Genomic DNA, 8,005 nt, shown 5'->3' with positions numbered 1-8,005 from the left:
ATCTCCTAGAATTCCTTTTGTTTTCAGATCCACATGGGCCGCCCATTTTTACGCAGCAGGTTAACCATTTCAAGGGGGCTTCTTTAGCTTTTTTCATGATGTCTAGCTGTCAACAGATTCATATTCGTTTAATAATTCTTCAAGATCTTCCAATGAGAGTTTGTCATAACCGTAGTCAGAGGACGTTTTTTCGGTTTCATTTTTGCCCGTGCAATGGCTGATGACCATTTGCAAACTTTCTTTGAATGCTTGATTCAATTCGCTGATCGTATCTGGAGAATACTCGTATTCGTTAAATGTCGTACTGATCATCAATTGCCGGCCGGCAACGACTGAATCGATTTCAACAGAAGCATCCCTTGCACTTTTTTCTCCGATGCTTTGACCTGCCGAAAGCTTTGACGATGAAAATTGTTCAGTCGTCAGATCATGATCGAGCTCACCAAGATAATTGAATAAGATCGGAGGCTTTTCATCCTTTAAAAGCACTTCGTCTTTTCTCAAATACTTGAGGATGCCGTATCCGATTCCGTTATTCGGTATTTTCCGCAATGTTTCTTTCACGATCTTAATCATCATAGACAAGTCTGTTTCATCTTCTAAGTCGATGAATACCGGATACATTGCGGTGAACCAGCCGACCGTTCTCGTGATATCCACATCTTGCAGAATATCATCTCTTCCATGGCCTTCCATGAGAATTTTCAGCCTGTTTTCCCCTGTCAGCTGTCTTGAGGCAATCAACAAAGCCGTTAAAAGGAGATCATTAATCTGCGTATTGTATGCTTTATGCGCCTCTTTCAGGAGCTGTTCCGTCTCCATTTGGCTGAGGGATATTCTGAGTGTTCTGCTATTTTCATAGTTATCATGTGCCGCTTGACGATGTTTAGGGAGGAATGCCATCTTTCCTTTGGATATCTCCCGCCAATATTCTTGTTCTTTCAGGAGCTTTTTGCTGCTTGCGTACTCAGCCAGCTTTTCGGAAAACGTCTTGTACGAATCCGTTTTATAACCGAGCTCTATCGGTTTGCCTTGCAGGGCTTGACCGTATGCTGCTTCAAAATCCTCGAACAATATTCTCCAGGACACGCCGTCTACCACAAGGTGATGGATCGCAATCAGCAGATGGTCTCCCTCTGTTGTTTTGAACACGCAGAGCTTGATCATTTTGCCCTCGCTGATGGATATGTCTTTTTGAATATTCGTCGCTATCTGATAAACGGTTTCCTCGAGATTTTTTTCCGTTTTCAAATCATAGACATACAGATCGAAGACGCTGTCTTCCAAGCCGCGGTTATGCTGAATGATTTCACCGTTCTTCTCCTGATAGACCATCCGTAATGCATCATGGTGTTCTGTGAGTTTACGGAAAACCTTTTCGACGATCTTTTCAGCAAACCCGTCTTTCCGGTACAGCATAAACGCTTGATTATAATGGTTACGCTCCTTTTGGTTGGCTGCAAAAAACGATCTTTGGACAGGAGTCAGCGGCGTGTGTCCTTGAACGATTTCGCTAGTGCGTGCTTTCGTCTCTTTTTTGACATATTTACTGAGGTGTCTGATGGACGGATTGGTAAACAGATCTTTAACCTGAAGCTTGAGATCGGCTCTTGATAATTTTGAAACGATTTGCAGAGCCTTAATCGAATCTCCCCCGATTTCAAAAAAATTATCGTTGATTCCGATTTTGTCCCTGTCCAGCACTTCCTGCCAAACAGCGGCCAGCTTTTCTTCCGTTTCATTACGCGGCGCTTCATATCCGCTTGCCGCTATGGTGTCTCCGGCAGGTTCAGGAAGCGCTTTTCGATCGATCTTTCCGTTTGGTGTGAGAGGCATCTTGTTGATTTGAATAAAATAGGAAGGGAGCATATAGTCCGGTAAGTGATCGGACAAATATTCCCTCAGTTCATTTGCGTTTGTTTTCGCTCGGGCGACAATATAGGCGCACAGGTACTTATGTCCTTTCTTGTCTTCCCGGTCCATAACGACAGCTTCGCTGATGTTTTGATTTTCCAAAAGCTTCGTTTCAATTTCGCCGGTTTCTATTCTGAAACCGCGAATCTTGACTTGGTGATCGATTCTCCCGAGGAATTCGACATTTCCATCAGGCAGCCATCTTGCCAAGTCTCCCGTTTTATACATGTTCCCCCCGGCGGCAAAACGATTTGGAACAAACCTTTCCTTCGTGAGTTCCGGTTTGTTTAAGTATCCCCTTGCGATCCCTTCACCGCCGATGTACAACTCACCATAAACGCCGACCGGCTGCGGGTTTAATGAGGGATCCAATATATAAAATGCTGTGTTGTCCAGCGGCTTTCCTATCGGCGTATTCGCAATCTCTGGAATCTGATCCAAAGCTTCCTCATAATAGCCAGAATCGACAGAAGCTTCTGTGACGCCATAGCTGTTGATGATTCTCATCCTTTGTCCGAACCGTTCAACGAGCCACTTATAATCTTTGATCGTACAAGTGTCAGAACCCATGATTAACAGCTTCATGCTTGAAAGATCAAGCTTGTGATGATCGATATATTTCATCAAAGGAATGATCAGACTTGGCGTCGATTCCAACATATGAATGCCATATTTGTTGATCATGTCATACAGTAGATTCATTTCCAGTTTGACATCATCCGGGACTATATACATTGTTCCGCCGTTGAGAAGACTGCGGCATAAATCTCCCGCGAATACATCAAACGACATGCTGGCAAGCTGGAGCAGGTTGACTGAAAATGATGCTAATTCATAGTGCTTTCTCCAAGTATAGTGGGCATGAATAATATTGCGGTGCTCGACCATCACGCCTTTTGGGTTTCCCGTCGTACCCGAGGTATAGATGACGTATGCCAAATCACCGGGGGTATTAAGATGCTCCAGATTGCTTCCATCCGTGTCGTAAGCATCGGCCTCATCGATTTGGATGATTTCGCCGGCAAAGCTGATGCTGCCAATAAGATGATGCTGGGTCAGCAATAGATCAGCTCCGCTATCCATGATGAGATATTGGATGCGCTCTTTCGGAAGCCCCGGATCGATCGGCATGTACGCTCCGCCGGCCTTTAGAACCGCCAATATGCCTGTCACCATTTCCAACGAACGCTCCGCCATGATTCCAACTACTGACTCCCGCTGAACCCCTTTTTTCCGCAATGTTCTGGCCAATTGATTCGCTTTTTCATTTAATTCGCGGTATGTCAACATATGATCTTTGAAGACCGCCGCAGGATGATTCGGTGATTTCTCAGCCTGTTGTTCAAACAACTCAGAAAAAATCCCTGTCGGGTGTTCGGCCCTCGTATCATTAAATTGATACAGCACTGTATTTCTTTGTTCTTCTGAAAGCATGCTGATTTCGTTTAATGTCTTCTGCGGGTGATCGGAAATATCTCTTAGAATATTCACGAAATGCTGCGCCAGCGTTTCGGCGGTTTCTTTTTTAAACAGCCTTGTGCAGAATTCCAGGTGAAACGTAATGACACCTGCGGACTCTGCTGCTGCCAGCGACAAATCGAATTTTGAAATCTGAAACTCCAAATCGACGGGTTCAACATGCAATCCTGCTATATCAGGCTCTGCATCATCCAGCGCCTGCAAATCAAACATTGTGTCGAATAAGGCATTTCTGCTGATGTCCCGTTCCAAATCTAATTTGTCTACGAGTTCATCGAAAGGATAATCTTGATTTTCATAGGCATTAAACGTATTTTCTTTTACATCTTGCAAATACTCAATGAATGACCTGCCGCCTTTTGGATGGTTTCTCAACGCAAGGGTGTTGACGAACATCCCGACCGTATGTTCCAACTCCTCCCGGGTTCGCCCGGCAATCGGCGAACCGACAATGATATCTTCCTGTCCGGTGTATTTCGAAAGCAGTATCGTATACCCGGCCAACAGCAGCATATACATCGTGACTCCGTTTTCTTTCGCTGTTCTTTTCAGCTTATCCGTCAGCTCTCTTTCGATTGCAAATGCGATTCGATCTCCTTCATAGCTTTGCATTTGCGGCCTTGGAAAATCTGTCGGCATGTTCAGAACAGGGATGTCGTCTTGAAAAACGGATAGCCAGTATTCTTCCTGTTTTTTCAACCGGTCTTTTTGACAGGACTCTCTTTGCCACTCGGAATAATCTTTATACTGGATCTTTAACGGTGCAAGTTCCTTTTCTTCATATAAAGCCGCCCATTCTTTCATCAAGATCCCGATTGACACGCCATCGGAAATGATATGGTGCATATCAAGCAGGAGAATGTGTTCGGCTGCGTTCACCCTCACCAGCTCCGCTCTCAGAAGAGGAGCTTTTTCCAGGTCAAACGGTCTGATAAATTGATTCATCTGTTCCCGCAGGCTGCAATTGTCAAGCCCGCGGTATTTCATTTCAAATGTGACCTCCTCGTTTATGTCCTGAACGGGTTCGCCATTGATGGTCACAAAGGATGTTCTTAAGCTCTCATGTCTTTTGATTAGCATTCTGAAGGCCTTCTCGGCCTTTTCCGCTTGGAGCTCACCTCTTATTTTCATCGCGAAAGGCATGTTGTAGGCGGTTTGGCCTTCTTCGATCTGATTGAGGATGTACAGCCTTTTTTGAGCGGAAGAAAGCGGGTAGTATTCTTTATTTTCCGCTTTTTGAATGTCGGATTGAACTTGTTTTTGTTTTTGTTCGATATAAGCTGCGATATCTTTTATCGTCGGATGACTGAAGATTTCCTTTAGCGTCACTTCGACTTTTAATGCCGATTGAATTTTCGCGGCCATTGAAAAAGCTTTTAACGAGTGTCCGCCGATGTCAAAGAAATGGTCGTTAATCCCGATCTTTTCCGCTAGCAAGATATCCTGCCAGATCGATAGAAGTAAGGCTTCCGTTTGATTGCGCGGGGCTTCGTAGCGGGCTTGGGCAAATGCTTTTCGATCCGGCTCCGGCAATGCCTTAAGATCAGCCTTTCCATTGATCGTGCGGGGAATTTGATCAAGCTTGATAAAGCAGGACGGAATCATATACTCCGGAAGGTCCTTCGCCAAACGTTCTTGAACCTGGTCAATATCTTCGTTTTTGTTATTGAATGCGATGTAGGCGCATAGATATTTGCTGTTTTCCTGATCTTCCTTCGCCACCACGATGGCTTCATTGATATCGTCGTTCATCAACAACCGGTGTTCGATTTCTTCCAGTTCGATCCGATAGCCGCGGATTTTGACTTGGTTATCGATTCTGCCTAAAAACTCGATGTTTCCGTCTGGCAGCCATCTTGCTAAATCGCCTGTACGATATACTCTCTCGCCTGATTCATCCAGCACAAATGCCGCTTTTGTCAATGTTTCCTGATTCAAGTATCCCCTTGCGACCCCTTCGCCGCCGATCAGCAGTTCCCCCGGTATTCCAACCGGCTGCGGCCGGCCGTATTGATCTGCAATGTATACTTTATAATTGCTTAAAGGTTTGCCGATGGGAATGCTCGTTTTTTTCCGGTCTGCGCTGCTTAGTTGATAATAGGTAGCGCAAACTGTCGCTTCCGTTGGGCCGTAGGAATTGTAAACGTCGGCGCCTTTGATGATATTTTCGACGTATTCAAATTTTAATACGTCACCTCCACTGATAAATTTCATCTGCGGATGAAAGGTTAAGTGCTGATTTTTATCGATTTCATTTAATAAGAGCGGGGAGCAGCTGACAAGTGTGACACGATGCTTCCCGATCGTTTTCACGAGTTCATCAATGTTCAGCTCGCTTACTTTTCTGCTGATCACCAAGCGCCCCGAGCAAGCTAAAATAGGGTAGACTTCTTCAGAAAATGCATCAAATGAAAAGGATACGACTTGCAAAACTGTATCATCTTCGCTCAAAGGGATCCTTTTCGTAAAAGCATCAACATAATGAACGACATTGCGGTGAGTCGTCATGACACCTTTCGGCCTGCCTAAAGAACCCGAAGTATAAATCACATATGCCAAATCAGAAGACTTGTTGACATTTGAGAGGTTTTCTTTGCTGAAAGATCGGGTGTCTTCGGTGGTGATCAGTTGACGCCCGTCTATTTTCGATTTAAAGGGCTCCTGGATGACGACTATATCAGCTCCGCTGTCTTCCAACATATATTTGACTCTGTCCTCCGGATAATCAGGATCAATTGGCAGATAGGCTCCACCGGCTTTTAAAATTCCGATAATCCCGATGATCATCTCGAGTGAACGGTCTGTCATGATCGCCACGATTGTATCCGGCTTTACGCCCTTCTCTCTTAAAAGCCAGGCCAATTGGTTGGCTTTTTCGTTCAGCTCTCTATATGTCAATTGCTGATCTTCGAATATAACAGCGGTGTGATCGGGTGTTTTTTCAGCCCGCTCTTCAAACAGCCGGCTGACTGTCTTGTTTTTCGGACCATCTGTCTTCTCATGATTGAATGTATGTAAGATGATGTCTTTCTCATCTTCCGACATCATCCTGATCTCGCTTAACACCAGTTCAGGGTGATGAGCAGCGTCTTTTAAAACATTCAAAAAGTGTCCGGCCATTCTTTCAATCGTTTCTTCCTTATACAGATCAGTGCAATATTGGAAATCAAATGTCAGGTTGTCTCCATGCAAAAATGCCGTCAGGCTTACATCGAATTTCGCGACATGAAATGGAATATCATACGTTTCAAAATGCCCTCCGCCGGCTTCAGATGCGAAATCATCCGCATGCTGCAGATCAAACATCGTGTCAAACAGCGGATTTCTGCTCATGTCCTGTGTCAAGCCCAGATGTTCGATCAATGCATCAAATTGATAATCTTGATTTTCATAGGCGTTCAACGTATTGTTTTTGACCGTTTGGACATATTCGCTAAATGTCATGTTCCCCTTTGGCCGGTTTCTCAGTGCAAGGGTGCCAACAAACATCCCGATTGTCCCGTTTAAATCGGCATGCGGTCTTCCGGCAATCGGCGAGCCGACAATGATATCCTCTTGTCCGGTGTATTTTGACAGCAGAATGGTGTAGCCTGCCAAAAGAAGCATGTACATCGTAACGCCGTTTTTTGCGGCTATCGTCTTCAGTTTTTTTGTGGTGTCCTGATCCAATTCAACAACCGTTCTGTTTCCTTGAAAGCTTCGGATTTTCGGCCTTGGAAAATCAAGCGGCATATTCAAAACCGGAATGTCTCCCCGGAAGGTATTGAGCCAATAAGCTTCCTGCTTCTTCAACCGGCCCTGCCGCTCGATGTCTCTCTGCCACTCTGAATAATCTTTATACTGAACCGCCACCGGAGACAATTCTTTGCCTTCACAGCAGTCGGCGAATTCCTTCATTAATATTCCGATAGAGACGCCGTCTGAAATGATATGATGCATATCAACCATCATCATATGCTCAGCTTCATCCACTTTTACGATTTCCGCTCTTAAAAGCGGGGCTTTTTCTAATTGAAAAGGTTTGATGAAACGGCTGATTTTTTCCTGAATGCTTTGATCCCCCAACTCGCTGTATTCAAGTCGGAACTCGGCTTCCTGTTCGATTTTCTGCACCGGTTCGCCATCGAGCATGACAAAAGAAGTTCTTAACGATTCATGCCTTTTGATGAGCTCTTTCCACGCCTGTTCAAGTCGGCTGATTTGAACTTCACCGTTTATTTTTACCGCCAGCGGCATGTTATAGGCCGTTTTGCTGTCATCAAGCTGATTTAAAATGAACATCCTTTTTTGTTCCCTTGACAAAGGATAGGTTCCGCTTTTAGACGGCGCCGCTTTCGGAAGGCTTCGCTCAATGTCCGTTTCGCCCGCTTCCAGCGCAGCGATGATGTCTTCTTTATGCCGCTTGATTTGCTGTTTTAAGTTAGCTGTCAATAATTCTTGAGGACCTATGATTTTGATTTTTCCCTTGTTATGGTATAAGGTGATATTTTTCTTTTTCAAATCATTTATGAAGTCCATTATGCTCATCCTAATCTCACTCCATTCGTCAGACTTGCGGCCAATATCAGAATCGTTTTTTTGCGGAAAATGGGGCAGCTGTACAATCTATCAT

The 8,005-nt window shown here is 44.7% G+C and carries 1 protein-coding gene; it reads right to left on the bottom strand.

The genetic code is table 11. The features are described from left to right. Positions 1-102: 102 nt before the first annotated feature. Positions 103-7,920 carry a bacitracin non-ribosomal peptide synthetase BacB gene (bacB, locus tag H2R00_RS02730; RefSeq protein ID WP_182070423.1) on the bottom strand — a complete coding sequence of 2,606 codons (7,818 nt, stop codon included), beginning with the start codon at positions 7,918-7,920 and terminating at the stop codon, positions 103-105. Positions 7,921-8,005: the final 85 nt, after the last annotated feature.

The organism is Bacillus haynesii, assembly GCF_014042035.1.
GTDB classification, from domain to species: Bacteria; Bacillota; Bacilli; order Bacillales; family Bacillaceae; genus Bacillus; species Bacillus haynesii.
Note: the sequence above shows the minus strand (reverse complement) of the source record. Positions and strands in the feature narration are given on the sequence as shown.

What these genes read in the sequence shown, in the direction of transcription:
- bacB (WP_182070423.1), bottom strand. Translation starts at nt 7,920, where the DNA reads ATGAGCATAATGGACTTCATAAATGATTTGAAAAAGAAAAATATCACC.